The sequence below is a fragment of the Mesorhizobium amorphae genome (genome assembly GCF_014843845.1).
Lineage (GTDB): Bacteria > Pseudomonadota > Alphaproteobacteria > Rhizobiales > Rhizobiaceae > Mesorhizobium > Mesorhizobium amorphae_A.
In genome coordinates, this window is record NZ_JHQS01000008.1 from 92,083 (window position 1) to 118,704 (window position 26,622).

Below are 26,622 nucleotides of genomic sequence, written 5' to 3' on the forward strand. Positions count from 1 at the left end.
TCGTGCTTAGTCCGGCCATGGCCTTCACCATCCGCCAACTGCAGTTCTTCGTCGCCGTCGCCGAGCAAGGCACGGTGTCGGGCGCCGCCCAGAACCTGTCGATCTCGCAATCCTCGGTCACCGAGGCGATCAAGGAGCTTGAGAGTGATCTCGGCGTCGAGCTGTTCGAGCGCCATCCGCGCGGCCTCAACATCACCCACAAGGGCCACCAGTTCCTGCGCCACGCGACCAAGATCCTGGCCGATGTGTCCGATGCGCGGCGCGCCTTCTTCGGCGACCAAATGGTGGCCGGCGGCCGCCTGCAGCTCGGCGTCACCTCGCTGGTCGCCGGCTATGTGCTCTCCGACCTTCTCGCCCGCTACCGTCGCGCCTATCCGGGCGTCGAGGTCTCGGCCATCGAGGACAATGGCGATTACCTTGAACACCTGCTGATCGGCGGCAAGCTCGACATCGCCGTCATGGTTACCTCGAACCTGCGCGACCGCACCGCACTGCAGTCGGAAATCCTCGAGGTCTCGGCCTACCGCTTGTGGGTGCCGCTCAGCCACAAGCTGGCCAGCGCCGACATCATCGGCATCGGCGACATCGCCGGCGAACCGCTGATCATGCTCACCGTCGACGAGATCGAGGAGAACACCGGCAAGCTTTTGGTGGCGATTGGCGCCAAGCCTCATGTTGCCTTCCGCACCCGCTCGGTCGAAGCGGTACGCAGCCTGGTTGCCACAGGTGCCGGCGTGGCGCTGCTGCCTGACCTCGTCTACCGGCCGTGGTCGCTGGAAGGCGACCGTATCGAATCGCGCGACATTTCCGGCACTCTGCCCGTGGTCCAGGTCGGCATGGTCTGGCGCCGCGGTTCCAGCCTGCCGCAGGCGGCGCGCGACTTCATCGGCCTTGCCCAGTCGCAGCGCACGGTCCGCCAGCGGCCCTGACAAGGCCCGGCCTCGACCTATCGGTAAAACCGATATCGACTTTCTGATAAATGAATTTGCGAAACCGGAAATTTCGCCGCACCTTTCATTTCAGGGACCAAAGCCGCCGCGAGAGTGCGGCCCCTAAAATGGGAGATCGACGATGAATTCATTCCTGAAGTCATGCACTGCATTGACGGTTGCGCTGACCTTCTCCGGCCAGGCCATCGCCCAGGTCAAGGAGCTCGGCAAGGGCGAGGGCGAGGTCAATATCGTCGCCTGGCCGGGCTATATCGAGCGCGGCGAAACCGACAAGGGCTATGACTGGGTGACGTCCTTCGAGAAGGACACCGGCTGCAAGGTCAACGTCAAGACAGCCAACACGTCGGACGAAATGGTGTCGCTGATGAATGAGGGTGGCTTCGATCTGGTCACGGCCTCGGGGGATGCCTCGCTGCGGCTCGTCGCCGGCAAGCGCGTGCAGCCCATCAACACCGATCTCGTCCCGAGTTGGAAGACGGTCGACGACCGGCTGAAGGATGCGCCCTGGTTCACGGTCGACAAGGTGCATTACGGCGTTCCCTACCAGTGGGGTCCGAACGTGCTGATGTACAACACCGAAGTCTTCAAGGAAGCGCCCAAGAGCTGGAACGTCGTCTTCGAGGCGATGGACCTGCCCGACGGCAAGCCGAACAAGGGCCGCGTCCAGGCCTATGACGGACCGATCCACATCGCCGACGCAGCCAACTATTTGATGTTCCACAAGCCGGAACTCGGCATCAAGGATCCCTACGAGCTGACCGAGGACCAGTACAAGGCCGCACTCGACCTGCTGCGCGTCCAGCGCACGCTGGTTGGCCGCTACTGGCACGACGCCGCCATCCAGGTCGACGATTTCCAGAACGAGGGCGTCGTGGCCTCGGGCTCGTGGCCCTACCAGGTCAACACGCTGGTCGCCGCCAAGAAGCCGGTCTCTTCGACCATCCCCGAGGAAGGCGTCACCGGCTGGGCCGACACCACCATGATGGAGGCCGACGCGGCCCATCCGAACTGCGCCTATATGTGGCTCGAGCATTCGCTGTCGCCGAAAGTGCAGGGCGATGTCTCGGCCTGGTTCGGCTCGCTGCCCGTGGTGCCCGCCGCCTGCAAGGGCAATGAACTGCTTGGCGAAGAAGGCTGCAAGACCAACGGCTACGACAATTTCGACAAGATCAAGTTCTGGAAGACGCCGGTGTCGAAATGCGCCAGCGAAAACAACCAGTGCGTGCCTTATTACCGCTGGGTGTCGGACTATATCGGCGTCATCGGCGGCCGGTGATTTCGCCCATTGCCCTACCCTTTGTGGGGAGGGCCAACGCGTAACGTTGGGGTGGGGTCAGCGAGGTGGGGGGATTCTCGGCAAGTCTTGCCAGATCACCCCCACCCGCGACTTCGCGCGACCTCCCCATAAGGGGCGCGCAGTTCGCTGGCCCCGCCCGCAATCCGTGGCGGCGCTGGCGATATCGACAAATCAACCGGCAACAGACTGACAGCCCATGACCTCCGCCGTCTCCTTCCAAAAAGTCTCCCGCCATTTCGGCAGCGTGCGCGCCGTCGATGCGGTCGATCTCGACATCGCGCCGGGCGAATTCTTCGCCATGCTCGGCCCGTCCGGGTCCGGCAAGACCACCTGCCTGCGACTGATTGCCGGTTTCGAGCAGCCGACCGCGGGCTCGATCTCGATTTTCGGCGAGCGTGCAGAGGGCGTCCCGCCCTATCGCCGCAACGTCAACACCGTCTTCCAGGACTATGCGCTGTTCCCGCATCTCAACGTGCTCGACAATGTCGCCTACGGGCTGATGGTCAAGGGCATCGGCAAGCTGGCACGGCAAAAGGCGGCCGAAGAGGCGCTGTCGCTGGTGCGGCTGCCGGGCTATGGTGCGCGTCGGCCGGGTCAGCTTTCCGGCGGCCAGCGCCAGCGCGTCGCGCTGGCGCGTGCCCTGGTCAACCAGCCCAAGGTGCTGCTGCTCGACGAGCCGCTCGGCGCGCTTGATCTCAAGCTGCGCGAGAACATGCAGGACGAGCTGAAATCGCTGCAGAAGGCGCTTGGCATCACCTTCGTCTTCGTCACCCACGACCAGGGCGAGGCGCTGTCCATGGCCGATCGCGTCGCCGTCTTCAACGACGGCAAGATCATGCAGATCGGCACGCCGGAGGATATCTACCAGCGGCCGAAGACGCGCTTCGTCGCCGATTTCGTCGGCTCCTCCAACGTGCTGCCGCCGGATTTCGTCCAGCGCTATTCCGGCCAGCACCGCTGGGGCAGCCTGCGCCCCGAATCCATCCGCGTCGGCCGCGGGGCCAAGGGCGACGGCGTTGCCGCCCGTCTCGTCTCGACCAATTATCTCGGCGCTACGACAAGGCTGGCGCTCGATGCCGACGGGCTGAGGCTGCACGCCATCGTGCCGGCAGGCACTGCGATGCCGGAGGAAGGTGAAGCGGTCGTGCTCACCTTCAATCGCGAACATCTGCATCTGATGGACGAGCCGACATGACCCTTGACGCTGCCATGCCGCGCACCACCGCCCCCGCCATCCTGCCGGGAAGCGGCGGCCTGCGCGGCACGCTGTCCGACCTTTTCTGGCGCCGGCCGCAACTCCTGCTTTTGCTCATGCTGCTGCCGCCGGTGCTGTGGCTTGGCATCGTCTATATCGGCTCGCTGTTTGCGCTCTTGCTGCAGAGCTTCTTCTCGATCGACGAGTTCTCCGGCCTGATCAACCGCGAGTTCACGCTGAAGACCTATGGCGACCTGTTCCAGGCCGCCAATCTCGACATCATCCTGCGCACGGTGACGATGGCGGCGCTGGTCACGCTGGCTTCGGCGATCATCGCCTTCCCCATCGCCTACTATGCGGCGCGCTATGCGCGCGGCCGCTGGAAGGCCCTGTTCTATCTCGGCGTCATGCTGCCGCTGTGGTCGAGCTATCTGGTCAAGATCTATGCCTGGAAGCTGATCCTCGCCAAGGAAGGCATCCTCACCTGGCTGCTCGCCAAGCTGCACCTCCTGTGGCTGCTCGATGGCTGGCTGTCGCTGCCGATTGTCGGCGGCAATTCGCTGTCGGTGTCCTTCACCGGCACCTTCATCGTTTTCGTCTATGTTTGGCTGCCATTCATGATCCTGCCCGTTCAGGCCGCCCTCGAGCGCGTGCCCGGCAATCTGGTCGAGGCCTCGTCCGATCTCGGCGCCTCGCCCGGCCAGACCTTCCGCAACGTGCTGTTTCCGCTGGCGCTGCCCGGCATCGTTGCCGGCTCGATCTTCACCTTCTCACTGACATTGGGCGACTATATCATCCCGCAGATCATCGGCACGTCACGGCTGTTCATCGGCCAGGCCGTCTATTCGCAGCAAGGCACTGCCGGCAACATCCCGCTCGCCGCCGCTTTCACCGTGGTGCCGATCGTCATCATGGGCTTCTATCTGTGGGGCGCCAAGCGCATGGGAGCCTTCGATGCGCTCTGACCGCGGCCCGTCGGCCCCTCTCGGACTGAAGATCGCCGCTGCCTGCGGCCTGCTCTTCCTGCATCTGCCGATCCTACTGATCTTCGTCTATGCGTTCACGACCGAAGAGAAAAGCTTCGTCTGGCCGCCGCCGGGGCTGACCACGCAATGGTTCGCCGTCACCTGGAATCGTCCGGATGTGTGGGAAGCGCTTTCGCTGTCGGTCCGCGTCGCGGCCATCTCCACGGCCATCGCGCTGGTGCTGGGCACGCTATGCGCCGCCGCTGTCTCGCAGACGCGCTTCTTCGGCCGTGAAACCATTTCGCTGCTGGTCATCCTGCCGATCGCGCTACCCGGCATCATCACCGGCATCGCGCTGCGTTCGGCTTTTTCGCTGGCCGACATCCCGTTCTCGTTCTGGACGATCGTGCTCGGCCACGCCACCTTCTGCGTGGTCGTCGTCTACAACAATGCCGTCGCCCGTTTCCGTCGTACCTCAGGCTCGATGATCGAAGCCTCGATGGATCTCGGCGCCGATGGCTTCCAGACCTTCCGGCATGTCGTGTTGCCCAACATCGCCACGGCTCTGCTAGCCGGCGGCATGCTGGCCTTCGCCCTTTCTTTTGACGAAGTCATCGTCACCACCTTCACCGCCGGCCAGCAGCAGACCGTGCCGATCTGGATGCTGGAGGAACTGATCCGTCCCCGCCAGCGCCCCGTCACCAATGTCGTGGCCATGGTCGTGGTGCTGGTGACGCTGCTGCCCATACTTCTTGCCTATTACCTGACCCGCGACGGCGACCAGATCGCCGGTTCGGGCAAATAACCCAAAGAATAAGGGAGAGATTTCCATGGACACCCAGATGCTGATCGGCTCGATCTTCGACAAGGGCACCGAGACCGAGGAGCCGATCCTCAATCCAAAGACCGGGGCGACCATTCTCAACCTGCCGGAAGCCAGCCCGGCGCAGATCGAGGCGGCAGTGGCTGCGGCGGAAAAAGCGTTCGTCTTGTGGTCGCGCACCACGCCGGCGCAGCGCTCAGGCTATCTGCTGAAGATCGCCGATCGCATCGAGGCCGAAGCGCAAGAATTCGCCGCGCTCGAGGCGTTGAATTGCGGCAAGCCTATCAATGCCGTGCTCAATGACGAGATCCCGGCGATCGTCGACTGCTACCGCTTCTTTGCCGGCGCTGTCCGCTCCATGCCAGGCGTGGCCGCCGGCGAATATCTGCCCGGCCACACCTCGATGGTCCGCCGTGACCCGATCGGTATCGTCGCCTCGATCGCACCGTGGAACTATCCGCTGATGATGATGGCATGGAAGCTGGCGCCGGCGATCGGCGGCGGCAACACCGTCGTCTTCAAGCCGTCCGAGCAAACGCCGCTGACGGCGCTAAAGCTGGCCAAGATCCTCGCCGATGTCCTGCCGGAAGGCGTCGTCAATGTCGTGCTCGGCCGTGGCGATAGCGTCGGCAACACGCTGATCAACCATGCCAAGGTCAATATGATCTCGATCACCGGTGACGTCGCCACCGGCAAGAAGGTGCTGCAGGCCGCCGCCAAGTCGGTCAAGCGCACGCATCTCGAACTCGGCGGCAAGGCGCCAGTCATCGTCTTCGACGACGCCGATCTCGGCGCCGTGGTCAACGGCCTGCGCGCCTTCGGCTACTACAATGCCGGCCAGGACTGCACCGCTGCCTGCCGCATCTATGCCGGCAGGAAGATATACGACAAGCTCGTCGCCGATCTCTCCTCGGCCGTTTCGACCATCAAATACAACCGCCCCGACGACACAGAGAACGAGATCGGGCCGCTGATCTCGCGCCGCCAACGCGACCGCGTCTCCAGCTTCGTCGAGCGCGCCTCGGAACTGAAACACATCGAGATCACCACCGGCGGCAAGCCGGGCGAGGGCTCGGGTTTCTTCTACCAGCCGACGGTCGTTGCCGGCGCGCTGCAGGAAGACGAGATCGTGCGCCGCGAAGTGTTCGGTCCGGTCGTTTCGATCACACGCTTCTCCGAGGTCGACGAGGCCGTGAACTGGGCCAATGACAGCGACTACGGGCTGGCGTCGTCGGTGTGGACGAAGGACGTCTCGCGCGCCATGGCAACGGCAGCCCGCCTGCAATACGGCTGCACCTGGATCAACACCCATTTCATGCTGACCAACGAGATGCCGCATGGCGGAGTGAAGCAGTCGGGCTACGGCAAGGACATGTCGCTCTACGCGCTTGAGGACTACACCGCCGTGCGGCATGTGATGGTGGCGCATGGGTGAGGAGTGGTCCGCGTAGCGGACGAAAAGCCAACGATTTGGCTTTTCGAACGACGAACGCCCGGAGCCATAGCGGAGGGCCGGGAGCCCGTCGCAGCACCTTCCCTTCTCCGCTTGTAAGGTGAGAGGGGAAGGGCCGCAGCTTACGCTGCCTTGTCGCGCACCTGATAATCCTTCACCGCGGCAAACCGGATCGCCTTCCAGCGCTCGGCTTCGTAGTTGAGCGAGAAGGCGTGCTGGGCCAAAAACACCGGGTCGTTGTCGAGATCGCGAGCGATGTCGCCGCGATGCGCCTCGATGAAACGCTGGACCTCGGCCTTGTCGTCGGACGATATCCAGCGGCAGACGGAAAAGCGCGACATCTCGAAATCGACGGGCAGCGTGTATTCGAAGTTCAGCCGTTCCTTCAGCACGTCGAGCTGCAGCGCGCCGACGACGCCGACGATGGCCGGTGAGCCGTCCTCCGGTGAAAACAGCTGCACGACGCCTTCTTCGGCCATCTGGTGCAGCGCTTCCTTGAGCTTCTTGGCCTTCATCGCGTCGCCGAGGCGAACGCGGCGCAGGATTTCCGGAGCGAAATTAGGCACGCCGCGGAACAGGATCTCCTCGCCCTCGGTCAGTGTATCGCCGATGCGCAGCGTGCCATGGTTGGGAATGCCGACGACGTCGCCGGCAAAAGCCTCGTCGGCGGTGACGCGCGTGCGGGCGAAGAAGAATTGCGGCGCCGACAGGCTCATCGGCTTGCCGGTACGCACCAGTCTGGCCTTCATGCCGCGCTCAAGCTTGCCCGAGCAGACGCGCACGAAAGCGATGCGGTCGCGGTGGTTCGGGTCCATGTTGGCCTGGATCTTGAAGACGAAGGAGGTCATCTTGTCCTCGGTCGCCTCGACCTTGCGGCTGTCGGCCTCCTGGGCGCGCGGCGGCGGCCCGAAGGCGCCAAGCGCCTCGATCAGGTCGCGCACGCCGTAGTTGCGCAGCGCCGAGCCGAAATAGACCGGCGTCAGATGGCCCTCGCGGAAAGCATCGATGTCGAGCGGGCGGCAGGCTTCGCGCGCCAGTTCCAGTTCCTCGATGAAGGCCTCGCGCTCATTGTCCGGCAACAGACCGGCGACGCGGTTGGAATCGGGACCGTTGACCGGCGTGCGCTCCTTCTCCTCGTCGCCCCTGCGCACGGCATTCAGCGCCAAATGATAGGTACCGGAAAAAGTCTTGCCGCGGCCGATCGGCCAGGTGATCGGGGCGGTATCCAGCGCCAGCTTCTGCTCGATTTCGTCGAGGATCTCGAACGGATCGCGGCTTTCGCGGTCCATCTTGTTGACGAAGGTGATGATCGGGATGTCGCGCAGCCGGCAGACCTCGAACAGTTTCAGCGTGCGCGGTTCGATGCCCTTGGCGGCATCGATGACCATGACGGCGCTGTCCACCGCCGACAGGGTGCGGTAGGTGTCGTCGGCGAAATCCTCGTGGCCGGGCGTATCCAAGAGGTTGAAGACATTGTCCTCATATTCGAAGGTCATCACCGAGGTGACGACCGAAATGCCGCGCTCGCGCTCGATCTTCATCCAGTCGGACCGGGTCTGGATGCGGTCCTTCTTGGCCTTGACCTCGCCGGCAAGCTGAATGGCGCCGCCGAACAGCAGCAGCTTTTCGGTGAGCGTGGTCTTGCCGGCGTCGGGGTGGGCGATGATCGCGAAAGTGCGGCGGCGCGATACCGCCTGTTCGATGTCTTCAGCCAATTTTTGGAATCCTGTCTGTGGCGCGGGCTTCTAGCAGCGCTTTCCCGGCCTGTCGACGGTTTTGGGCGGATGGGCCCCGACCGCGCTTGAGCTTGGACCGCCGCAATGGCATCAGGGAGCTCAATTCGGAGTGAGTTCAGCATTGAGCAAAGCGAAGGAAGTCATCGTCATCGGCGCCGGCATCATCGGCGCCTCCATCGCCTGGCATCTGGCCAAGGCCGGAGCGCGGGTGACGGTGATCGCAGATAGCGGCGCCGGCGGTGTCGCGACACCGAATTCCTTTGCCTGGATCAATGCCAGTTGGGGCAATCCGGAGATCTATTTCCGGCTGCGCACCTTCGCGATGGCCGAATGGACGCGGCTGGCAAGGGACCTGCCCGGCCTGCCGCTGGCCTGGTGCGGCAGCCTGTGCTGGGACATGCCGGTGGACAGGCTGGAAGCGCATGCCGCCGAGCATTCGTCCTGGGGCTATGGCGTCGAGCGTATCGGCCGCGAACAAGCGGCGCGCATCGAACCCAATCTCGTAGAGCCTCCCGACTTCGCCCTCCATGTCGCCGAGGAAGGCGTGGCCGAACCGGTCGCCACCGCGAAAGCGCTGCTGGCCGATGCCGAACGGCGCGGCGCGAGAATGATGGTCGGAGCCGTCACCGCCCTGGTGCACAGCAATGGCAAGGTCACCGGCGTGGCGATTTCGGGGCAACGGATTGCCGCGGACGAGGTGGTGATCGCTGCCGGCGCCGGTGCTCCGGCCATCGCCGCGACGACCGGGATCAACCTGCCGATCGAAACGCCGGCCGGCCTGATCGCCCACTCGCGCCCGTACAAAAAGCTGCTCAACGGCCTGGTGATGGGCGAGCCGCTGCATATGCGCCAGACGCTGGAGGGCCGCATCATTGCCGGATCCGATTTCGGCGGCGGCGATCCCGGCATGGACCCCGAAGCCACCGCGCGGGATCTGTTCACGACGGCGAAGAGCATGCTGCGCGGTGCCGACGGGCTGGAGCTGGATTTTCACACGATCGGTTACCGGCCAACGCCCATCGACGGTTTTCCAATCATCGGCCGCGCCGACGGCGTCGCCGGCCTCTACGTCGCGGTCATGCATTCCGGCATCACGCTGGCGCCGGCTGTCGGTCTGTTTGCCACCCGCGAAATCCTCGACGGCGAGCGTGATCCGCTGCTTGCGCCCTATGGGCTTGGCCGCTTCGCTCAATAGCCCGGCGGGCGGCGAAAGCCGCCGGTGAGCGGTTCGATTGCCTTGGCGATGCCGAGCAGCCGCGATTCCGACCAGCGCTTGCCGACTAGCTGCAGGCCGATGGGCAAGCCATTGCTGTCCTGTCCGCAGGGCATCGACAGTGCCGGATGGCCGGAATAGTTGAAGACCGCGCCATAGGCGGGCAGGATCCAGTAGCTTTGCTGCTTGCCATCCACATTGATCGGCGTTCCCGGTTCGCAATGCGGAAACGCCGTGCACATCGCGACCGGGCACAGCAAGGCATCGCAGTCCACGAAGAAGCGGTCCCAGGCGAGGATCGAGCGGTCGCGGCGGGCGAGCGCCTCGAACCAGCGGGAGACAGTCGAAGGCTGCTCGGGCGATTCCGGCTGCGCTGCCTCCAGCATCATGCCGATCAGTTCGCCGCCCTGTTCCAGATCGTCGTGCAGGTCGAGCTTAGGCAGTTTGGCTTCTTCGACGGTGGCACCCTCGCCCTGCAACTGGCGGGCAAGGTTTTCGACGGTAGCGCTGATCTCGCCGGCCACCGGAAAGCCGGGAAAGGTAGCCGCGATGGCGATGCGCAGCGATTTGAGGTTGAGCGTCTCCATGGGCTCGACCGGCACCGGCGCGAGGTCGGTGTCGCTTCCGTCCGGTCCGGCGATGATCTGGTGGATCAAAGCCAGGTCCTCGACGGTCCGCGCCAGCGGGCCGAGACAAGACATCAGCCGCACGCTGCGCGCAGCGCCGCCGGGATCGGGAAAGGCGCCGGCCAGCGAGATTCGATGCTCGGTCGGCTTCAGGCCGTAGACGCCGCAGAAGCTGGCAGGCAGGCGGATCGAATCCTGCATGTCGGTGCCGACCTCGAACGGCGTCATGCCCGTTGCGACCGCCGCGGCCGCGCCGCCGCTGGAGCCGCCGGCGGTACGGTCGAGGTTCCACGGGTTGCCGGTGCGGCCGAACAGCGGATTGTCCGACTGCCAATCACCCAGCATCGTCGCGACATTGGTCTTGCCGACAAGAACGCCACCAGCTGTCTTAAGCCGCACAACGACTGGGCTGTCCGCCTTCGCCGTGTAGTCGGCGAAAGGCGGGAAGCCGACCGTGGTCTTCATGCCTGCCGTTTCGTGCATGTCCTTCAGCGTGAAGGGCACGCCATGCAACGGGCCGAGGGCGTCGCCGCGCGCCAATACTGCGTCGGCCTCTTTCGCACGCTCGCGGGCCCCTTCCCTGTCAAGAATGACGACCGCGTTGACCGCTCCGTTGTGCCGGTCGATCTGCGCCAGATGCACCTCCAGCGCTTCGACGGCGGAGATATTTCGTGCGGCGATCGCGGCAGCGAGTTTGATGGTGGAGGAAAAGGCGAGGTCCATGACAATACTCCGGCTGGCGGCCGCGCTTGTCCATCAAGATGGCGGGCTGCGGCTCGGCTTCAAGCGAAGTTCAGCATGGGAGGGCGTTGTGGCGCTTGATTGGTATTGCGCTGGATCCGTCGAGGTCGACGCGCTACGGCGCCCCCCCTGTCCTGCGGGCGTGGCGGCAATTTGCAATTAGACGACGAGTGCCAGCTTGGCCGACGCGGGCGCGAAGGCACGAATGGCCATGCCATCGCTGCCGATGGTGACGAAGCTCGATGGCGGGATCGCCTGCCAGTCGCCGCCGTCGCGGTCGAAGGGCTCCGACACGATGCAGCGGCCGCCACCATTGCGGAAGATGGAGGTGTAGAGCGTCGGCGCGTGGACGTCGGTCGCGTAGCGCACGGCGTAGAGCGCCTGCCCATCCGAAAAAGCGGCGGTGAGCCTCAAAGCCGGCTCAAGACCGGCGCGGCGGGAGGCTTCGATGACGCGGCTGGTGGCACGCGACACTGCCCCTTGCGGATCCGCCGAAAGACCCTCGTCGATCATCAAGAGAAAAAAGAGTTCGGAATCGGTGGTGCCCTCGCGCTGGTCGAAAACGGCGTCGGAGAGCGAATTCTCCAGCGCGCGGCGAATCTTTTCGAAGCCGCCGATCTGGCCGTTGTGCATGAACGACCAGTTGCCGGAGATGAACGGGTGGCAATTCATGCGGCTGGTGGCGCCGCCCGTCGAGGCGCGCACATGGGCGAGGAACAGGCCGGATTTGATCTGCCGGCACAGGCTCTTCAGGTTGGGATCCGACCAGGCCGGCAGGATGTCGCGGTAGAGGCCGGGCTCCGGCCGGTCGCCATACCAGGCGAGACCAAAACCGTCGCCATTGGTCGGCGACTTGGCTTCCTGGGCGCAGTGGCTCTGGGCGATCAGCGAGTGGCAGGGCGCCGTGACGATGTCTTCGAGGAAGACCGCTTCACCAAGATAGGCCGCCCACCGGCACATCGCTTCTACCGTCCGTTATGCGCGATCCATCAGAGCCGCCGGCTCCTTGGTCGCGTGCGAGCCTCTGTTGTGCGTCCGCTCGTAGAGTTCGCGGACGATTCGGCTTGCCGTAGTCTCGAACAGAAACGGCAAGAAAGCGTGAACGAGCGCGGCACCCGCAGCCATCGACAGGCGCGAGCAGAACCACGCGGCGAAGGCCATATGGCTGAAATAGCTCTCGCCGACCTTGGCCGGGTGCGAGGTGAAGAGCTTCGAAAGCTGCGTCATGGTGATCCTCCTGCCGGGATAAGCCCCGATGCTGGGTATCCTGCCACGGGCCGAAGGTTCAATGGTCTCAATTTGTCCTTGTCATGACCTACAATTTGGGACATTCATCCCAATATGTCGCAGGAAATCGACGAAATAGACCGAAGATTGCTGGCCGAGCTGCAACGTGACGGCACGCTGTCGGTCGACCAGCTCTCGGAAAGAGTGTCGCTGTCGCGCAATGCCTGCTGGCGACGGGTCAAACGGCTGGAAGAGGACGGCGTCATCACCGGGCGAGTGGCGCTGGTCGATGCCGACAGGGTTGGACTCGGGCTATCGGTGTTCATCCTGATCCGCACCTCCAACCACGATCCCGACTGGCTGCACAAATTCCGGGCCGCGGTGACCGGCTTTCCCGAGATCACCGGCGTCTACCGCATGTCCGGCGATCTCGACTACGTGCTGCGCGCCCGAGTCGCCGACGTGAAGGCCTATGATCGGCTCTACCAGCGGCTGATCGCCAAGGTGCCGCTGTCCGACGTCTCGGCCTCTTTCGTCATGGAAGAGATCAAGGAAACGACGGTCGTGCCTGTGGAACTGCGCTGAACCGGAACCGTCACAAAAGAAAGGAGTTGATAGCCTTGCGGCCGAGTTGACCGAATCGGGATTCGTGCCGATAGGAATGGCTTTATGCGCGCAGCCCTTTATCCCACTTCCGTCATCGGCCCCTCCGTCGGTTTCGTCAGGTTACCCCATGGCGAAGGCCTGCCGCTTCCAGCCTATGAAAGCGCGGGCGCAGCCGGCATGGATCTGCGCGCTGCGGTGCCGGACGACCGTCCGTTGCTGATCCTGCCCGGAAAACGCGCTTTGGTGCCGACCGGGCTGATCCTGGAAATTCCGGAGGGCATGGAAGGCCAGGTTCGGCCACGTTCGGGCCTTGCCTTCAAGCATGGACTTACTGTCCTCAATTCACCGGGCACGGTCGACAGCGACTATCGCGGCGAGGTGAAGGTGCTGCTGATCAACCTCGGCGACGAGGACTTTGCCGTGACGCGCGGCATGCGGATCGCCCAGATCGTCTTTGCGGCGGTGACCCAGGTGGCGATCGAGGAGCGCTCGCTCGCCGGCGGTACAGCGCGCGGCTCTGGCGGATTCGGATCGACCGGCACCGCTTAATGGGAACACCTAAACTCGTCATTTTCGACTGCGACGGGATCTTGGTCGATACCGAGAACCTTGCCAATCAGCGCCTCGCCGAATGGCTGAGCGCCGCCGGTTTCACAACCACGCTCGAATACTGCCGCAAGCATTTCTCCGGCCGCAGCATGGTCTCGGTGCAGCAGGAGGTCGAGGCGACCGGCGTGAGCCTCGGCGCCGATTTCGTCGAGCGCTGGAATGCAGGCTTGCCGGACCTGTTCGCGCATGGTGTCGAGGCGATCCCTTATGTGCGCGAATTCATCGAGAAAGTGCGGGCGGCCGGCATCGACTACTGCGTCGCCTCTTCGGCGCGGGTGTCGAAGATGCATATCACGCTTGGCCAGACCGGGCTGCTGCCGCTGTTCGAGCACGCCATGTTCTCTTCGACCATGGTCGGGCGCGGCAAGCCGTTCCCGGACCTGTTCCTCCATGCCGCGAAGACGATGGGCTTCGCGCCCGCCGACTGCATCGTCATCGAGGACAGCGTCGCCGGGACCGAGGCCGGCATAGCCGCAGGCATGCGCGTTTTTTCCTATCACGCCGATCCGTATTCCGATCCCGACGGCTTGGCCGAGGCCGGCGGCATCCTGTTCGACGACATGCGCGAACTGGCCGGCCTGGTGCCGATCCACTGAGCTGATTTCGGCCAGCGGACCTTGCTGTATGCCTCGTTTGTCCGTGCTAGCTTGATGCCCGCCAGCCCGGGGCCACGCATGAACCTTTTGCTTCGCTTTGTCCTTTTCTGCCTGTTGCTGCCTTGCCTTGGGGCGACGGCGGGTGCGCAAGGCGTCAGCTTTCCCGATCTGGATACTGCCCTGCCCGGCCAGCAGGATGTCACCTATCTCGACCTTGCCAGAATGGTCATTCCGGATGTGAAGAGAGGTACGGACGGCTTTTATGGCGGCACCTTGCCGATCGATATGCGCCACATCGAGGGTCCGGATAGCGGTGGCTCGCCGCCGCCGACATCGAGCCTCCCCAACGCCGCCGTGCTCGACATCAAGACCGGCGGCAAGGACCGGCTGACGATGCTGTTCGACCTCGGCGACTCTCCCGACAGCGCCGAAGGCTTTGCGGTGCTGGCACTCTACGATCTCAGCGGCAAACCGAAACTGCTCGACGCCGTCAATGTCGCCGTCGACAGGAGCAGCTATTTCCGTGAACCGAACAGACTTTCGCTTGGCGCCGGCGACGATGCCGTCGTCACCATGAGCACGCATTTCAACTCGAACCAGGGCTATGTTGGCACAGCACTGATCATGGTCCGCGACGACCGCTTCCAGCTGATCGACATGATCTACACGTTCGATGAAAATGTCTGCGCCTACAGGCGCACGCAACACCTGGCGTTTCAGACAAGTGGCGACAATCAACCCTATGCGGCGATCAAGGTGACGGTCACCGACGCCACCGTGCCCGGCGAGGAGGATTGCGGGGAAGCTCGGTCGGAGGCTTCCTCGCACGATATCTCGGTCACCTATAACTGGGACAAGGTGGTGTCGCGCTACGTGAAGGACTCCGACGCGTTCGAGCGTTTGTCAGCAGAGAACGCCAAACGCTTCTGACCCAAACGCATTCGTTTGCCCGGCGGAAACCGGCACGATAGACTCCGCATCACAATTCCGTATCTGAAGGAAACTCTTCATGGACAAGGGCAAGATCTTTCGCGACCTGCATGCCTCGACCTTCGTCATGCCCAACCCCTGGGATGTCGGCACGACGAAGCTTCTCGCCTCGTTCGGCTTCAACGCGCTGGCGACGACCAGCGCCGGCTTTGCCTTCTCGCGTGGCCTGCCTGACGGCGCGGTGACGTTCGACGCCATGATCCACCATTGCCGCGAGGTGACAGCGGCGACCAGCCTGCCGGTCTCGGCCGATCTCGAGCGCGGCAAGGGCGACAGCGCCGAGCGTGCCGCCGAAACCATCTTCGCGGCCGAAGCCGCCGGCCTTGCCGGCTGCTCGATCGAGGACCACACCGGCGATCCCGACAAACCGATCTACGATTTTTCGCATGCGGTCGAGCGCGTCGCAGCAGCGGTCGAGGCGGCGCGGGCGCTGAAGCGCGATTTCGTCTTCACGGCGCGGGCCGAGAATTTCCTGTGGGGCCGGAACGACATCGACGACACGATCAAGCGGCTGCAGGCTTTCGAGAAAGCCGGCGCCGACGTGCTCTACGCGCCCGGCCTCGGCGATATCGAGACGGTGCGCACCGTGTGCTCGGCGGTGAGCAAGCCGATCAATGTCATGGCGCGGCCGGGCTTCACCGTCGCCGACCTTGCCCAGGCAGGCGTCAAGCGGATCTCGCTCGGGCCGTGGCTGACCAATTTCGCCTTCGGCATGTTGGAGACGGCGGCGCGCGAGATCCAGGAGGAAGGCACTTTCGGCTTCACCCGATCCGCCATGCCGTTCGGCAAGCTGCAGACGCTGTTTGGCAAGTCCGGCGAATGACGCCTACCGTCGTCGACGTGGCGGCGAGCCGCTGAGGATATTCACCGGCGGCTTTCGCGTGCCGAGACCGCCTTGTGGAGATGCACCATGATGGCGGCCGCGAAGAGCGGCGTCACAAGGTTGAGCAAGGGCACGGCGAGGAAAGCGGCGATGACCAGCCCGGCGAGAAACACCGTGCTGGCATACTTTCTGCGCAGGCCCTTGGCCTCCTCCTCCGGGCGAAAGCGCATGGCGGCGAATTCGAAGAACTCGCGCCCGAGCAGGTAGCCGTTTACGATGAAGAAGGCGGCTATGTTGATGCCCGGCACCAAAAGCAGCAGCAGGGCGACGATGTTGCCGAGGATGACGACGCCGAAGAATTTTATCGACAGCACCAGCGAGCGTAGCGCCGGCACGGCGCGTCCGGCCGGATCGCCGGGATAGTCGGTGCGCTCGACCACTTCGGCGACATCATCGAGGAACAGGCCGGCAATGATCGCCGTCGCCGGTGCGATGAGCAACGCCATCCCGAAGGCAAGAGCGATGGCGGCGATGATGCCGCTCAGCCATCCGGCCCAGGACGGCAAGCCGGGCAGCAGCGTCTCGACCCACGGCAGGGCCAGCCAATCGACAAGACCCGTCAGACCGAACCACAGCGCGACCAGCGCCAGCAGGGTCAGCCCGAGCGTCTTCAGGAAAACCGCTCGGAATTCGGGAGAGAATAGCTGACTGGCAGCGGCGCGGGCAGCGTCAAGGATCACGGCGTTTCCACCCCCTGGGACAAAACGGACATCTCCGAGATAGGCGGAGACCCGACAGGCCACAAGAGCGACTTACCTACCCGGCAAGTGCTGCCTTGCGGGCCGGGATGGTCATGGCCGCCACACCGGCGACGACAAAACCCATGCCGAGCCAGGCCGTCGGGCCGAGGCTCTCGCCGAGGAAGAGCGCGCCGATGCCGACGCCGATCGGCACGCGCAGATAGGCCTGCGACGTCGTGCCGACCGAACCCAGCGTGTGGATGAGGCGGAAAAAGATCGAGAACGCGAGCGCGGTGGAAAAGACCGACAGTCCAAGCAGCGCAAGGACTGACGCGGTCGAGGGCGAAAGCGTCCAGGGCCGGTCGAAAATGAGACTCAGAGGGATGAGGATTGCCGTGCCGCAGATCATCGAGCCGGCGGCGGGCAGCATCGGGTCGAGTCCCCTGAAGTTGCGCCCGAAAATAGCGGCACCCGCGTAGCTGACGGTGGCGGCGATGACGGCAAGCTGCGCCCAGAGCTGATGGCCAAGGCCGCCCAGCGCTTGCGCGCCGACGATGAGACATATGCCGGCGATGCCCGCGCCGACGCCGACCAGCTTGCGCAGCGTCACCGGTTCGTGGCGGGTGATCAGCGCCGTCAGCAGGAAGGTGAAGATCGGCGAGGTCGCGTTGAGGATGGTGGCAAGGCCGGCATCGATGGAGCGTTCGGCGGCGGCAATCAGCGTGAATGGGACAACGCTGTTCAGGCAGGCCTGGAACATGAACCGGCGCCAGGTCACCGCATCCCTCGGCATGGCGAGGCCGCGCCAGCGGATGAGAGCGAGCAGGATGCCGCCGGCGATCAGTGTCCGCCCTGCGATGAAGGTCACCGGCGGGATCGTCTCGACGCCGACCTTGATGAAGGAGTAGGACGCACCCCAGAGCACGGCCAGCACACCGAGCAGGGCCAGTTCGGTGGTCATGTTGGTCTTTTCGGGCACTGCCGGTTCGCACCTCGGAAACTTCGATCGGTCCCGCTTCTAGCTCAAGAAGAAACGAAAATGCTTCGATCTGGATGCAACCATAGCTGCCACGGTCTAAGCTGCCATGGTCCAGTTCGATCCGACGGCTGCCGCAGCGAAGTGCCAATGGCAGCCACAGGTCGGCGTCGCGGAAGACAATGCCGATTTTCGGGGTAGGCAAAGCGGCTCCAACTCCAGAGCCTGATCCAGCCCGATTGAATCGGGCTGGGGCTCTATTTTCTGTTTGACCATGATCTTGTCCGAAAACCGGGTTCCACTTTTCGGGATCATGGTCTAAACCCGCGCGCGGCCGGCATGGCAGAAAGCCGGTGGTTGTTGGCGGAGATATTGATGCCGGACTATGACGTGCTTTGCATCGGCAATGCCATTGTCGACATCATCGCCCAGTGCGACGAGGCGTTCCTCGAGACCAACGGCATCATCAAGGGGGCGATGAACCTGATCGACACCAGGCGCGCCGAGCTGCTCTACAGCCGGATGGGCCCGGCGATCGAGGCGTCCGGCGGCAGCGCCGGCAACACGGCGGCGGGCATTGCCAGCTTTGGCGGCCGCGCCGCCTTCTTCGGCAAGGTGTCCAACGACCCGCTCGGCGAAATCTACACCCATGACATCCAGGCCCAGGGCGTCGCCTTCGATACCAAACCACTCGAAGGCGAACCTCCGACGGCACGCTCGATGATCTTCGTCACGCCGGACGGCGAGCGCTCGATGAACACCTATCTCGGCGCCTGCGTGGAGCTCGGCCCGGAGGACGTCGAGGCCGACAAGGCCTCGGGCGCTGCGGTCACCTATTTCGAGGGCTATCTGTGGGATCCGCCGCGCGCCAAGGAGGCGATCAGGCAGACCGCGCGGCTGGCTCATGCTGCCGGACGCGAAGTGTCGATGACGCTGTCGGATTCGTTCTGCGTCGACCGCTACCGCGACGAGTTCCTCGACCTGATGCGATCGGGCACCGTCGACATCGTATTTGCCAACAGCCACGAGATCAAATCCCTCTACCAGACCGCTTCCTTCGAGGTGGCGCTGGCCGCCATCCGCAAGGACTGCAAGATCGCCGCCGTCACCCGCTCGGAAAAGGGCTCGGTCATCGTGCGCGGCGACGAGACCGTCACCATCGAGGCGACGACGATCAAGGACCTGGTCGACACCACCGGCGCCGGTGACCTCTACGCCGCCGGTTTCCTCTACGGCTACACGACGGGACGCAGCCTGAAGGACTGCGGCGACCTCGGCTCGCTGGCGGCCGGGCTGGTCATCCAGCAGCTCGGTCCGAGGCCGCGGCAGAATTTGCGTCGCGAAGCCGAGCAGGCGGGGTTGTTGTAGTCCCGCCGCGTCACCCCTGACGGGCATCAAACGACGCCACCTGTCGCGCGCCTTACGACAATTTCGACCCCAGCAACGCCGACGCGATCGGCGGCATCGTTCGCTTCCAGCGCTCGTTCTGATCGGAGCCCGCAATCTCGACAAAAAGGCCTGCGGCAAACGCCGCGGGCCTTTATCATTTCGAGGAGCGCTACGGTGTTGCGATGAGCGCGCCGCTCAGGCGGTCCGGCGATGCTTGCTGGCCGCAGGCTCCAGGGCGTCGGCGGTGACCAGCCGGTTGCGGCCGTTTTTCTTGCCGACATACATCAGCCGGTCGGCCAGCGCGACCAGAGCGTCGCCGTCGCCGGCTTCGGATGGATAGATGGCGACGCCGATGGTGCAGCTGACCTGGATGTCGCCGTTCGGCGCCGGAACCTTGATGCGAAGCCGTTCCAGGACGCGTTCGGCGACGCGCACGGCCTTTTGCCTTGCCTGGTCCGCTTGCCCCGAAAACAGCAAGGCGAACTCGTCGCCACCGAGCCGCGCCACGAAATCGTCGCTGCGCAGGACGGATCGAAGGTGGTTCGACACGCCCTGCAGCAGCGCGTCGCCGGCCTCGTGGCCGAGCGTGTCGTTGACCTCCTTGAACTGGTCGAGATCGATGAACAGAAGACCGGCCGTCTGGCCGTTACCGGCGCAGCGGGCGACCACCGATTTGAGCTCGTTGTGGAAGGCGCGCCGGTTGGGCAGGTCGGTCAACAGATCGTGGTTAGCCGAATGGTCGCTCTGCTGCTTGGCCAGCTCGATCTCGTGCTTTTGCGCGGAGAGCTCCTCGTTGGCGACCTTCAGATCCTGCAGCAGCTGGGCGTTGAGGTCCTCGACAACCTTGCGGTCGCTGATGTCGACGACGAACCCTTCCAGGAATTCGAGCTCGCCGGCATCGTCCCAGACGCCGCCGCCGATCTCGCGGACCCAAAGCGCTTCGCCGACCTTGGGCACGATGCGATAGTCGACGTTCCAGTTGCGGCGCGCCTCGAGCGCTGCGTCGACGGCAGCATAGACGGAGGCAAGATCGTCCGGGTGGATGGCCGAAACATAGTCGCGCACGGCATTGTGCACGAAATCCGTGGGCGGATAGCCGCTGACGGTGAAAATGCCGTCGCTGATATAGAGCATGGTGTAGGATTGATCGTTGCGGCAGCGGTAGAGATAGCCGTCCATGCGGCCGGTGATGCTGAGCAGCGCGTCGAGCCGCTCGTCGTGGTAGGCCTGTGGCCGACCGCCGATACAGAAACCCCGTCATGCTTCATGGCCGCACCCCCATTTGGCGGTCTGAGCGCGCCGCAGATGCCGTTACGGCAAGTCGGCAAAGAGGTTCTATATCCGCTGAGTATTATCAATCTGTTATGGGGGTGTGGATTTGCCGAGGCGTGCGGCGACCGACTAGCTACCAGCGGAATAGGTCACGCATCAGGCCCCACTAAGGTTCTATTCCCAACGCAAGCCTGCTCTTTGACAGGAACCTGCTCGATTATTCCAGCCGACTTATCCGAAAATCTCTTGATTTGTCCGCGTTTGTATTTGGAAATCATTCCTGACTCCCACGCTTGGTAGCTTCTCGTTTTAAGATTTCGTTTTGTTGAAATGATCTGTTCAAAATGCCGATCAAAATCACGCTCAAAGGCGTTTGGAGAAGATACCAAATCGTGAATCAGCATAGCGAGAGCTTCGAGTAACGACAGCTTAAACCTAACCGATAGGGCATTTTCTTTTTTTATTGCCGCTATCATCGGCCCAGATATATCTGTCTCTTCCGAATTTAGAGGGCGACTCCACTGCCCGTGCGCTAATGTATTCCTCATTTCAATAACCGGAGTTAGTTCACCCGAAATAACATCTGAAAGCGCACCATACCTCATCAATGCTGTAGGTTTTAGTGTCTGTTCTGACAGCTTTGCTTTTGGCACGTTATAACGTTTGCGATAGCCTAGTTCGAGTGACGAATGCCACGATTCAATCTGTGAGCGCTTGTCGAATATTTGCTTGCGGGCTGAGTCGTCAAATCCCGAGGATTCATATAGAAGCTTTTTAAGGCGGCATTCGGCCCAAGCTCCTGTGAGTAGCAAGAGGATTTTGATCAGAGTGTCCGCTGATAGCTTATCCTCTCTCGCAAGCGCTGCACGCAGCTCTCGCTCCGTGTGCATGATGCCATCGTGTACGGCCTTCAGATTCAGGACGTGGGCTTTGTACAAATCCGGAGCGCTGAGGGCCATTAATCCAGAACTCCCGGCCACCAAAAGGCAAATATGACTTGCCCTTTGGTGGCCGGGAATCGAACCCGACTAGACTCCTTGCGGCATGTTTCCATTACACCATCACCCAAGCTTTCGATCGCACAATCCGTAGTACTGGGCAAGTAATCACGAGTCAGTCATTGACTGCAGAACCTTCCTTACTGGAACGTCAAGCCCCCGCCGTATAGGCCGCGATCGCCGCCATGTTGACGATGTCTGAGTCCTTGGCATTCAGCGAAACGATCTGCACCGGCTTGTTGAGGCCGACCAGCAGCGGGCCGATGACGGTCGAGCCGCCGAGCTCCTGCAGCATCTTGGTCGAGATCGAGGCCGAGTGGAACGCGGGCATGATCAGCACGTTGGCGGGGCCGGTCAGGCGGATGAACGGGTATTGCGCCATGGCGCGGGCATTGAGCGCCACGTCGGCGGCCATCTCGCCGTCATATTCGAAATCGACGCGGCGCTTGTCGAGGATGCGCACCGCTTCCTGCACGCGCTCGGAGCGTTCACCCTGCGGATGGCCGAAGGTGGAGTAGGCGAGCATGGCGAGCCTCGGCTCGTAGCCCATGCGGCGGGCAAAGCCTGCCGCTTCCTCGGCGATGTCGGCGATCTGCTCGGCATTCGGCATATCGTGCACGGCAGTGTCGGCGACCAGTACCGTTCTGCCCCGCGCGAGCACGATCGACACGCCGATGACGCGGTGGCCGGGCTTGGCGTCGATGATGCGACGGATGTCGTCGAGCGCCGTGGAATAGTTGCGGGTGACGCCGGTGACGATGCCGTCGGCATCGCCCAGCGCCACCATGCAGGCGGCGAAATGGTTGCGGTCATTGTTGATCAGGCGCTGGCAATCGCGAAACAGGAAGCCCTTCCTCTGCATGCGTTCATAGAGATAGTCGGTATAGATGCCGTTGCGGCGCGACAGCCTGGCATTGATGATCTCGATGCCTTGCTTGTTGAGCTCGATGCCGGCGTGCTTGGCGTTTTCCTTGATGACGTCGTCGCGGCCGAGCAGGATGGCGGTGCCGAGCTTCTGGTTCACATAGGAGACGGCAGCGCGCATGACCTGCTCCTCCTCGCCCTCGGCGAAGACGATGCGCTTGGGCTGGCGACGCACGCGGTCATAGATGCGCTGCAAGGTCGAGGCTATCGGGTCGCGGCGGGCCGAAAGTTCCTGCGCGTAGCGGTCGAGATCGAGGATCGGCTTGCGGGCGACGCCCGACTCCATCGCGGCCTTGGCGACCGCAAGCGGGATGGCCGCGATCAGACGCGGATCGAACGGCACCGGGATGATGTAGTTGGGGCCGAATTTCGGCCGGTTGCCCTGATAGGCGGCGGCGACGTCGTCGGGCACGTCCTTGCGCGCCAGTTCGGCCAGCGCGCGTGCGGCAGCGATCTTCATCTCGTCATTGATGGTGGTGGCCCTGACATCCAGCGCGCCGCGAAAGATGTAGGGGAAACCGAGCACATTGTTGACCTGGTTCGGATAGTCCGAGCGCCCGGTCGCCATGATGGCGTCGGTGCGTATCTCGGCCACTTCCTCCGGCGTGATCTCCGGGTCGGGATTGGCCATGGCGAAGATGATCGGGTTCTTGGCCATCGACTGCACCATCTTGGTGGTCAGCGCGCCCCTGGCGGAGAGGCCGAGGAAGACATCGGCGCCATCCAGCGCCTCGGCCAGGCTGCGCGCCTCGGTCTTGACGGCATGCGCCGACTTCCACTGGTTCATGCCTTCGGTGCGGCCCTGGAAGACCACGCCCTTGGTGTCGCACAGGATGATGTTTTCCGGCGAAAAGCCCATCGCCTTCATCAGCTCGATGCAGGCGATGCCTGCCGCCCCCGCGCCGTTGCAGACCATCTTCGTGGTCTTCATGTCGCGGCCGGTGATCTCCAGCGCGTTGATCAGGCCGGCGGCCGAGATGATGGCGGTGCCGTGCTGGTCGTCATGGAAGACGGGAATGTCCATCAATTCGCGCAGCCGCTGCTCGATGATGAAGCATTCCGGCGCCTTGATGTCCTCGAGGTTGATGCCGCCGAAGGAGGGGCCGAGGAAGCGCACGCAGTTGATGAACTCGTCGGCATCCTCGGTGTCGACTTCGAGGTCGATGGAATCGACATCGGCGAAGCGCTTGAACAGCACCGCCTTGCCTTCCATCACCGGCTTGGAGGCGAGCGCGCCGAGATTGCCGAGGCCGAGGATGGCGGTGCCGTTGGAGATGACGGCGACCATGTTGCCGCGCGTCGTGTAGTCGAAGGCGCGGCTCGGGTCCTCGGCGATGGCGCGCACCGGAACGGCGACGCCCGGCGAATAGGCGAGGCTGAGATCGCGCTGCGTCGCCATCGGTTTGGTGGCGACGATCTCCAGCTTGCCCGGGCGGCCCATGGCGTGGAATTCCAGCGCCTCCTGGGCGCTGACGGAGGGGCCGCTGTTTTCGGTTTTCCTGGCCATGATGCTCTTGATTTCCTCGCCGGTGCGGCACCCTTGAGATGGACGCCATGTTTTTGTGAGCTTCCGGATTAAGGCCACACGAGGACGCTGTAAACCGCCAAGCGATCCGGAAAAGCGCTTCTGGCATGTCACGGACTGTCGGCGGTCCGGCGCCGGCAACAGCGGGTGCGGCCGCTTCTTCCCCTGCTTTTCGAGCCGCCGGCATTAAACCCGGCAAGCACATCTGCTAGCGTGCCGGCATGAACATGCACACGCCAACCGAGCCCGACGCCCCAGAGGCGATGACGCCTGCGACAGTTGCCGCTCCAACGCCGATGATGGAGCAGTATATCGAGATCAAGGCGGCGAACCCGGATTCGCTACTGTTCTACCGCATGGGCGATTTCTACGAGCTGTTCTTCGACGACGCCGAGAAGGCGAGCCGGGCGCTCGGCATCGTCTTGACCAAGCGCGGCAAGCACCTGGGCCACGACATTCCGATGTGCGGCGTGCCTGTGCATGCGGCCGACGACTATCTGCAGAAGCTGATCGGCCAGGGATTTCGCGTTGCCGTCTGCGAGCAGATCGAGGATCCGGCGGAAGCCAAGAAGCGCGGCGGCAAATCGGTGGTGCGACGCGACGTGGTGCGGCTGGTGACGCCCGGCACCATCACCGAGGACAAATTGCTGGCGCCGTCGGAATCGAGTTTCCTGATGGCGCTGGGGCGCGTGAAGGGCGGGGCGGAGCATTCATTCGCGCTGGCCTGGATCGAGATCTCGACCGGCGTCTTCCGCGTCGCCGAAACCACCGCCGACCGGCTGCTGGCCGACGTGTTCCGGGTCGATCCGCGCGAGCTGATCGTCGCCGAACCGGTATTCTACGATCCGGAGCTGAAGCCGGTGTTCGACGTCATCGGCCGCGTCGCCAGCCCGCAGCCGCCGTCATTGTTCGATTCGGCCTCGGCCGCGGGGCGCATCGCCCGCTTCTTCGAAGTGGCGACGCCGGACAGTCTCGGCACGTTTTCGCGCGCCGAGCTGTCGGCGATCTCCGGCACGATTGCCTATGTCGAGAAGACGCAGAAGGCCGAACGGCCGCCGCTGTCGCGGCCCGAACGCGAGGAAGCCGGCTCGACGCTGTTCATCGACCCGGCGACGCGCGGCAATCTGGAGCTACTTCGTACGCTATCGGGCAGCCGCGACGGCTCGCTGTTCAGGGCGATCGACCGCACGGTGACCGGTGGCGGCGCAAGACTGCTGGCCGACCGGCTGATGGCGCCGCTGACCGATCCGGCGGCGATCGCGGCGAGGCTGGATTCGGTGTCGTTCTTCCGCTCGGAGACGCGGCTCTGCCAGGCGGTGCGGACGAGCCTGAAGAGCGTCGCCGACATGCCGCGCGCGCTGTCCCGGCTGGCGCTCAACCGCGGCGGCCCGCGCGATCTCGGCGCGCTGCGCGCCGGCTTCGAGGCGGCGGGCGCGATCGCCGAGATCATTGCCGCGACCGCCCTGCCCCAGGAATTGGCGGCAGCGCTCACCGCCATCAAGGCGTTGCCGCGCACGCTCTCAGAGCATCTCAGCCGGGCACTCAGCGAGGAGCTGCCGCTGCTCAAGCGCGACGGCGGCTTCGTGCGCGGCGGCTATCACGCCGAACTCGACGAGATGCGGGCATTGCGCGACGAATCGCGCAAAGTGATCGCGGCGCTGGAGCGCTCGCTGATCGAGGAGACCGGCATCCGCTCGCTGAAGATCCGGCACAACAATGTGCTCGGCTACTACATCGAGGTGACCGCCAACCACCATTCCATCATGACCGGCAGCGACGGCGCCAAGGCGCGCTTCATCCACCGCCAGACCATGGCCAACGCCATGCGGTTCACCACGACGGAACTCGCCGAACTCGAGACAAAAATCGCCAACGCCGCCGACCGGGCGCTGAGCATCGAACTGGCCACTTTCGACAGGCTGACGGCGGAGGTGGTCGGCGAAGCAGACAGCATCCGCGCCGGCGCCGAGGCGCTTGCCGTGATCGACGTCTCGGCGGCGCTGGCGCTCCTCTCGGAAAGTGAGGCCTGGTGCCGTCCTGTGGTGGATTCCAGCCTCGCCTTCGATATCTCCGGCGGCCGGCATCCGGTGGTCGAACAGGCGTTGCGGCGCTCGGGCGAAGGACCGTTCGTCGCCAATGATTGCGACCTGTCGCCGGAAGGCAGCGCGAAGAACGGCGCGATCTGGCTGCTGACCGGCCCCAACATGGGCGGCAAATCGACCTTCCTGCGGCAGAACGCGCTGATCGCCATCCTGGCCCAGACAGGCTCCTTCGTGCCGGCGCAAAGCGCCCATATCGGTGTCGTCGACCGACTGTTTTCGCGCGTCGGCGCCTCCGACGATCTGGCGCGCGGCCGCTCGACCTTCATGGTCGAGATGGTCGAGACGGCTGCGATCCTCAACCAGGCGGGCGAGCGGGCGCTGGTGATCCTCGATGAAATCGGTCGCGGCACCGCCACCTTCGACGGCCTGTCGATCGCCTGGGCGGCTGTCGAATATCTGCACGAGAAGAACCGCTGCCGGGCGATCTTCGCCACGCACTTCCACGAGATGACGGCGCTGGCCGGCAAGCTGCCGCGGCTGCACAACGTCACCATGCGGGTCAAGGAGTGGGAAGGTGACGTGGTCTTCCTGCACGAGGTCGGCAAGGGTGCCGCCGACCGCTCCTACGGCGTCCAGGTGGCGCGGCTCGCCGGCCTGCCGGAAGCCGTGGTCGGGCGAGCGAAGGAAGTGCTGCACCAGCTGGAGGAAGGCGAGGTTTCGGGCAAGGCCAACCGGCTGGTCGACGACCTGCCGCTGTTTTCGGTGGCGGTGAATCGGGAAGCGCCGAAGCCGGTGAAGAACGACGCACTGGGCGAGGCGCTCGGTGCGATCAATCCCGATGAAATGACGCCGCGCGAGGCGCTGGAAGCGCTGTACCGGCTGAAGGGGATGGCGGGGAAGTAGCCC

Annotated in this window: 23 protein-coding genes; 14 read left to right on the forward strand and 9 right to left on the reverse strand. The window is 63.9% G+C overall.

Going from position 1 to position 26,622, the window contains the following annotated elements; all coding sequences use genetic code 11:
- The first annotated feature begins 17 nt into the window (after nucleotides 1-17).
- The 6 genes from DH08_RS04520 (at nucleotide 18) to DH08_RS04545 (ending at nucleotide 6,665) form a co-directional block, all read left to right on the forward strand.
- On the forward strand, nucleotides 18-929 hold the full coding sequence (locus tag DH08_RS04520; protein ID WP_192178213.1) for a LysR family transcriptional regulator: 912 nt from the start codon (nucleotides 18-20) through the stop codon (nucleotides 927-929).
- Nucleotides 930-1,071: 142 nt separating this feature from the next.
- The gene (locus tag DH08_RS04525; protein WP_192178099.1) at nucleotides 1,072-2,226 is read left to right on the forward strand and encodes an ABC transporter substrate-binding protein; all 1,155 of its coding nucleotides are present in this window, start codon (nucleotides 1,072-1,074) and stop codon (nucleotides 2,224-2,226) included.
- 217 nt (nucleotides 2,227-2,443) lie between these two features.
- Entirely contained in the window at nucleotides 2,444-3,442 is a 999-nt protein-coding gene (locus tag DH08_RS04530; protein WP_192178100.1) for an ABC transporter ATP-binding protein, read from the forward strand.
- Nucleotides 3,439-4,407, forward strand: coding sequence for an ABC transporter permease (locus DH08_RS04535; RefSeq protein ID WP_192178101.1), 969 nt, complete (start codon nucleotides 3,439-3,441; stop codon nucleotides 4,405-4,407). Before DH08_RS04530 ends, DH08_RS04535 begins: the two co-directional genes overlap by 4 nt.
- The gene (locus DH08_RS04540; protein WP_192178102.1) at nucleotides 4,397-5,212 is read left to right on the forward strand and encodes an ABC transporter permease; all 816 of its coding nucleotides are present in this window, start codon (nucleotides 4,397-4,399) and stop codon (nucleotides 5,210-5,212) included. The genes DH08_RS04535 and DH08_RS04540 overlap by 11 nt, the downstream gene beginning before the upstream one ends.
- Nucleotides 5,213-5,237: 25 nt before the next feature.
- Nucleotides 5,238-6,665, forward strand: coding sequence for a gamma-aminobutyraldehyde dehydrogenase (locus DH08_RS04545; RefSeq protein WP_192178103.1), 1,428 nt, complete (start codon nucleotides 5,238-5,240; stop codon nucleotides 6,663-6,665).
- Between the two features lie 140 nt (nucleotides 6,666-6,805).
- Here the strand turns inward: DH08_RS04545 and DH08_RS04550 are convergent, their stop codons facing one another.
- Nucleotides 6,806-8,398 carry a peptide chain release factor 3 gene (locus DH08_RS04550; RefSeq protein WP_192178104.1) on the reverse strand — a complete coding sequence of 531 codons (1,593 nt, stop codon included), beginning with the start codon at nucleotides 8,396-8,398 and terminating at the stop codon, nucleotides 6,806-6,808.
- Nucleotides 8,399-8,540: 142 nt separating this feature from the next.
- On the opposite strand from DH08_RS04550, the gene DH08_RS04555 reads away from it, so the two are divergent.
- Complete coding sequence (locus DH08_RS04555; RefSeq protein ID WP_192178105.1) at nucleotides 8,541-9,614, forward strand: NAD(P)/FAD-dependent oxidoreductase; 1,074 nt, start codon at nucleotides 8,541-8,543, stop codon at nucleotides 9,612-9,614.
- Here DH08_RS04555 and DH08_RS04560 read toward each other — a convergent pair.
- The 3 genes from DH08_RS04560 to DH08_RS04570 form a co-directional block, all read right to left on the reverse strand.
- A complete protein-coding gene (locus DH08_RS04560; protein WP_192178106.1) occupies nucleotides 9,608-10,981 on the reverse strand; it encodes an amidase in 1,374 nt (457 codons plus the stop codon). The two genes, DH08_RS04555 and DH08_RS04560, sit on opposite strands and share 7 nt — an antisense overlap.
- 177 nt (nucleotides 10,982-11,158) lie before the next feature.
- Nucleotides 11,159-11,959, reverse strand: coding sequence for a class II glutamine amidotransferase (locus DH08_RS04565; RefSeq protein WP_192178107.1), 801 nt, complete (start codon nucleotides 11,957-11,959; stop codon nucleotides 11,159-11,161).
- 15 nt (nucleotides 11,960-11,974) lie between these two features.
- The gene (locus tag DH08_RS04570) at nucleotides 11,975-12,226 is read right to left on the reverse strand and encodes a DUF6356 family protein (protein WP_006206866.1); all 252 of its coding nucleotides are present in this window, start codon (nucleotides 12,224-12,226) and stop codon (nucleotides 11,975-11,977) included.
- A 114-nt stretch (nucleotides 12,227-12,340) separates the two neighbouring features.
- On the opposite strand from DH08_RS04570, the gene DH08_RS04575 reads away from it, so the two are divergent.
- The 5 genes from DH08_RS04575 (at nucleotide 12,341) to DH08_RS04595 (ending at nucleotide 15,850) form a co-directional block, all read left to right on the forward strand.
- Nucleotides 12,341-12,811, forward strand: coding sequence for an Lrp/AsnC family transcriptional regulator (locus DH08_RS04575; protein ID WP_192178108.1), 471 nt, complete (start codon nucleotides 12,341-12,343; stop codon nucleotides 12,809-12,811).
- An 84-nt stretch (nucleotides 12,812-12,895) separates the two neighbouring features.
- Entirely contained in the window at nucleotides 12,896-13,381 is a 486-nt protein-coding gene (gene dut / locus DH08_RS04580) for a dUTP diphosphatase (protein ID WP_192178109.1), read from the forward strand.
- Nucleotides 13,381-14,037: an HAD family hydrolase gene (locus tag DH08_RS04585; protein ID WP_192178110.1), complete on the forward strand. Its 657-nt coding sequence runs from the start codon at nucleotides 13,381-13,383 to the stop codon at nucleotides 14,035-14,037. Before dut ends, DH08_RS04585 begins: the two co-directional genes overlap by 1 nt.
- A gap of 78 nt (nucleotides 14,038-14,115) precedes the next feature.
- Entirely contained in the window at nucleotides 14,116-14,967 is an 852-nt protein-coding gene (locus DH08_RS04590; RefSeq protein ID WP_192178111.1) for a hypothetical protein, read from the forward strand.
- 79 nt (nucleotides 14,968-15,046) lie between these two features.
- Nucleotides 15,047-15,850, forward strand: coding sequence for an isocitrate lyase/PEP mutase family protein (locus DH08_RS04595; protein ID WP_192178112.1), 804 nt, complete (start codon nucleotides 15,047-15,049; stop codon nucleotides 15,848-15,850).
- A gap of 41 nt (nucleotides 15,851-15,891) precedes the next feature.
- On the opposite strand, the gene DH08_RS04600 is transcribed toward DH08_RS04595, so the two are convergent.
- Nucleotides 15,892-16,590, reverse strand: a complete 699-nt coding sequence (locus DH08_RS04600) for a sulfate transporter family protein (protein WP_192178113.1) — start codon at nucleotides 16,588-16,590, stop codon at nucleotides 15,892-15,894.
- A 76-nt stretch (nucleotides 16,591-16,666) separates the two neighbouring features.
- Complete coding sequence (locus tag DH08_RS04605) at nucleotides 16,667-17,551, reverse strand: DMT family transporter (protein ID WP_192178114.1); 885 nt, start codon at nucleotides 17,549-17,551, stop codon at nucleotides 16,667-16,669.
- Between the two features lie 390 nt (nucleotides 17,552-17,941).
- Between DH08_RS04605 and DH08_RS04610 the strand changes: the two genes are divergently transcribed.
- Nucleotides 17,942-18,934 (forward strand): adenosine kinase, encoded by a 993-nt coding sequence (locus tag DH08_RS04610; protein ID WP_192178115.1) that lies wholly within the window; start codon nucleotides 17,942-17,944, stop codon nucleotides 18,932-18,934.
- Between the two features lie 216 nt (nucleotides 18,935-19,150).
- Here the strand turns inward: DH08_RS04610 and DH08_RS04615 are convergent, their stop codons facing one another.
- From DH08_RS04615 to DH08_RS04625, 3 genes are all read right to left on the reverse strand, one after another.
- Nucleotides 19,151-20,134 (reverse strand): sensor domain-containing diguanylate cyclase, encoded by a 984-nt coding sequence (locus DH08_RS04615; protein ID WP_246800681.1) that lies wholly within the window; start codon nucleotides 20,132-20,134, stop codon nucleotides 19,151-19,153.
- Between the two features lie 242 nt (nucleotides 20,135-20,376).
- Nucleotides 20,377-21,186 carry a hypothetical protein gene (locus DH08_RS04620; RefSeq protein WP_192178116.1) on the reverse strand — a complete coding sequence of 270 codons (810 nt, stop codon included), beginning with the start codon at nucleotides 21,184-21,186 and terminating at the stop codon, nucleotides 20,377-20,379.
- Between the two features lie 190 nt (nucleotides 21,187-21,376).
- Nucleotides 21,377-23,656 (reverse strand): NADP-dependent malic enzyme, encoded by a 2,280-nt coding sequence (locus DH08_RS04625; protein WP_192178117.1) that lies wholly within the window; start codon nucleotides 23,654-23,656, stop codon nucleotides 21,377-21,379.
- Between the two features lie 239 nt (nucleotides 23,657-23,895).
- Between DH08_RS04625 and mutS the strand changes: the two genes are divergently transcribed.
- The gene (mutS, locus tag DH08_RS04630; RefSeq protein ID WP_192178118.1) at nucleotides 23,896-26,619 is read left to right on the forward strand and encodes a DNA mismatch repair protein MutS; all 2,724 of its coding nucleotides are present in this window, start codon (nucleotides 23,896-23,898) and stop codon (nucleotides 26,617-26,619) included.
- Nucleotides 26,620-26,622: the final 3 nt, after the last annotated feature.

What these genes read in the sequence shown, in the direction of transcription:
- DH08_RS04565 (WP_192178107.1), bottom strand. Translation starts at nt 11,959, where the DNA reads ATGTGCCGGTGGGCGGCCTATCTTGGTGAAGCGGTCTTCCTCGAAGAC.
- DH08_RS04540 (WP_192178102.1), top strand. Translation starts at nt 4,397, where the DNA reads ATGCGCTCTGACCGCGGCCCGTCGGCCCCTCTCGGACTGAAGATCGCC.
- DH08_RS04620 (WP_192178116.1), bottom strand. Translation starts at nt 21,186, where the DNA reads ATGGCCCTCAGCGCTCCGGATTTGTACAAAGCCCACGTCCTGAATCTG.
- dut (WP_192178109.1), top strand. Translation starts at nt 12,896, where the DNA reads ATGCGCGCAGCCCTTTATCCCACTTCCGTCATCGGCCCCTCCGTCGGT.
- DH08_RS04570 (WP_006206866.1), bottom strand. Translation starts at nt 12,226, where the DNA reads ATGACGCAGCTTTCGAAGCTCTTCACCTCGCACCCGGCCAAGGTCGGC.
- DH08_RS04535 (WP_192178101.1), top strand. Translation starts at nt 3,439, where the DNA reads ATGACCCTTGACGCTGCCATGCCGCGCACCACCGCCCCCGCCATCCTG.
- DH08_RS04590 (WP_192178111.1), top strand. Translation starts at nt 14,116, where the DNA reads ATGAACCTTTTGCTTCGCTTTGTCCTTTTCTGCCTGTTGCTGCCTTGC.
- DH08_RS04625 (WP_192178117.1), bottom strand. Translation starts at nt 23,656, where the DNA reads ATGGCCAGGAAAACCGAAAACAGCGGCCCCTCCGTCAGCGCCCAGGAG.
- DH08_RS04585 (WP_192178110.1), top strand. Translation starts at nt 13,381, where the DNA reads ATGGGAACACCTAAACTCGTCATTTTCGACTGCGACGGGATCTTGGTC.
- DH08_RS04525 (WP_192178099.1), top strand. Translation starts at nt 1,072, where the DNA reads ATGAATTCATTCCTGAAGTCATGCACTGCATTGACGGTTGCGCTGACC.
- DH08_RS04595 (WP_192178112.1), top strand. Translation starts at nt 15,047, where the DNA reads ATGGACAAGGGCAAGATCTTTCGCGACCTGCATGCCTCGACCTTCGTC.
- DH08_RS04610 (WP_192178115.1), top strand. Translation starts at nt 17,942, where the DNA reads ATGCCGGACTATGACGTGCTTTGCATCGGCAATGCCATTGTCGACATC.
- DH08_RS04545 (WP_192178103.1), top strand. Translation starts at nt 5,238, where the DNA reads ATGGACACCCAGATGCTGATCGGCTCGATCTTCGACAAGGGCACCGAG.
- DH08_RS04615 (WP_246800681.1), bottom strand. Translation starts at nt 20,134, where the DNA reads ATGGACGGCTATCTCTACCGCTGCCGCAACGATCAATCCTACACCATG.
- DH08_RS04530 (WP_192178100.1), top strand. Translation starts at nt 2,444, where the DNA reads ATGACCTCCGCCGTCTCCTTCCAAAAAGTCTCCCGCCATTTCGGCAGC.
- DH08_RS04575 (WP_192178108.1), top strand. Translation starts at nt 12,341, where the DNA reads ATGTCGCAGGAAATCGACGAAATAGACCGAAGATTGCTGGCCGAGCTG.
- DH08_RS04520 (WP_192178213.1), top strand. Translation starts at nt 18, where the DNA reads ATGGCCTTCACCATCCGCCAACTGCAGTTCTTCGTCGCCGTCGCCGAG.
- DH08_RS04560 (WP_192178106.1), bottom strand. Translation starts at nt 10,981, where the DNA reads ATGGACCTCGCCTTTTCCTCCACCATCAAACTCGCTGCCGCGATCGCC.
- mutS (WP_192178118.1), top strand. Translation starts at nt 23,896, where the DNA reads ATGAACATGCACACGCCAACCGAGCCCGACGCCCCAGAGGCGATGACG.
- DH08_RS04605 (WP_192178114.1), bottom strand. Translation starts at nt 17,551, where the DNA reads ATGACCACCGAACTGGCCCTGCTCGGTGTGCTGGCCGTGCTCTGGGGT.